Source organism: Myxococcus sp. AM009, assembly GCF_013372605.1.
Classification (GTDB): domain Bacteria; phylum Myxococcota; class Myxococcia; order Myxococcales; family Myxococcaceae; genus Myxococcus; species Myxococcus vastator.
On sequence record NZ_JABXEP010000340.1, the window covers coordinates 1 to 1,519 of the forward strand.

2 protein-coding genes and 1 pseudogene are annotated in these 1,519 nt (G+C 69.8%); all 3 read right to left on the reverse strand.

Going from position 1 to position 1,519, the window contains the following annotated elements; all coding sequences use genetic code 11:
* Window positions 1–186: glycosyltransferase (locus tag HV824_RS35695; RefSeq protein WP_176425259.1), on the reverse strand; the 186-nt coding region annotated here is incomplete at its 3' end.
* Between the two features lies 1 nt (window position 187).
* Window positions 188–1,138: a glycosyltransferase family 2 protein gene (locus tag HV824_RS35700; RefSeq protein WP_176425260.1), complete on the reverse strand. Its 951-nt coding sequence runs from the start codon at window positions 1,136–1,138 to the stop codon at window positions 188–190.
* A gap of 19 nt (window positions 1,139–1,157) precedes the next feature.
* Window positions 1,158–1,519 (reverse strand): annotated as a pseudogene (locus HV824_RS35705) (polysaccharide biosynthesis protein); the annotation flags it as partial.

The window sequence follows — 1,519 nt, forward strand, 5'->3', positions numbered from 1 at the left end:
GCGCTGGCGCAAGACGCGCACCCGTTCGCCGTAGCGGGCCAGCGTCTCCAGCGTGTCGTCGGTGGAGCCGTCATCCACGACGAGCACCTCGAAGTCGCGCTCCTCCTGCGCGAACACGGACGCGAGCGCCGCCTCCAAGAGCCGCGCCCGGTTGTACGTGGGGATGATGACGGAGAAGAGCGGCATGTCACACGCGGGCGCGCAGGCCCATCCCGGAGATGCCCAGGAAGGTGGCCAGCTGCTTGCGGTACTCCGGCAGGCTCATGCGCCCGCGCAGCAGCGTCTGCGTCAGCACCGCCGAGTTGTACGGCAACGTCCCCACCAGGATGGCCCGCATGGCCGCCTCGTGCAGCCGGCCGTGGTGCTTGCGGAAGTACGCCAGCCGCGTGCGCCACAGCTCGATGCGCACCGGGTCGGCCCCGGTGTCGGACGGCCGGAACGAGCGGCTCGTCAGGTGCGTAATCACCGCCTCCGGACAGAAGGCCACCTCCCAGCCCTCCTTCCAGGCCCGCACGCACCAGTCGGTGTCCTCGGTGTTGCCCAGCGGGGACATCTGCTCGTCGAGCAGGCCCACCTCCGCGAGCGCCTCCTCGCGCACCACGATGCAGGCCCCCAGCACCCAGCTCACGCGGGCCTCGTCGTGGCCGTACTGCGCCGGGTCGATGGCCATCGCCTTGAGGAAGTGGAGGGGACGCGGCAGGAAGACGATGTCGAAGAGCTGCCCGGCCAGCGACATGGGCCGGAAGGTGCAGTTCTGGACAGTGCCGTCCGCGTTCAACAGCCGCGCGCCCGCCATTCCCACGCGCGGGTTGTCATCCATGAAGCGCACCAGCGCGTCGAAGGCGCCCTCGTGGACGATGGTGTCGTCATTGAAGATGCAGAAGTGGCGGCCCCGGGCCTGACGCAGCACCTGGTTGTGGTTGGCGGAGAAGCCCTTGCGCTCCGTGTTGAAGAGCCAGCGCACCTTGGGGAAGTCGCGCCGCATGGCGTCCACGCCGCGCCCGCCAGTGGCGTTGTCGACAATCCAGACCTCGAAGGAGCTGTCGCGCGTCGTCGCATGCAAGGTGCGCAGACAGTCGTGCAGCAGCTCCGGGTTGCTGTGATTGACGATGGAGATGACCAGGTCGGGCTTCTTCATCGGGACCCTCGCTTTCCGCTCACGTCGACGCCGGACTCACCGGAGCCGGCCTCGCGGCCCTCCGTGCCCGGACGAATTCGAGAATCTGCCTCAGCTCGCCCAGGAGTGGCAGCGCTCCCGGCAGCCGTTCACGGCCCCACACCAGGATGGCGAACAACACCGCGCCCACCAGCGCCTGCGCCACCACACCCTCCTCCACCAGCCGCGGCGCCGCCAGACACGCGCCCAGCAGCAACACCCCCAGGGTGACGAAGGGCTCCACCACCTGCCGCGCCAGCCCTCGCATCGACGGGTTGAGCCGCTCCACCAGCCACGCCGTCACCCACACCTCGGCCAGCCCCACCCCCACGCCCACGGGCCCCATGCCCTCCAGGCCGAAGC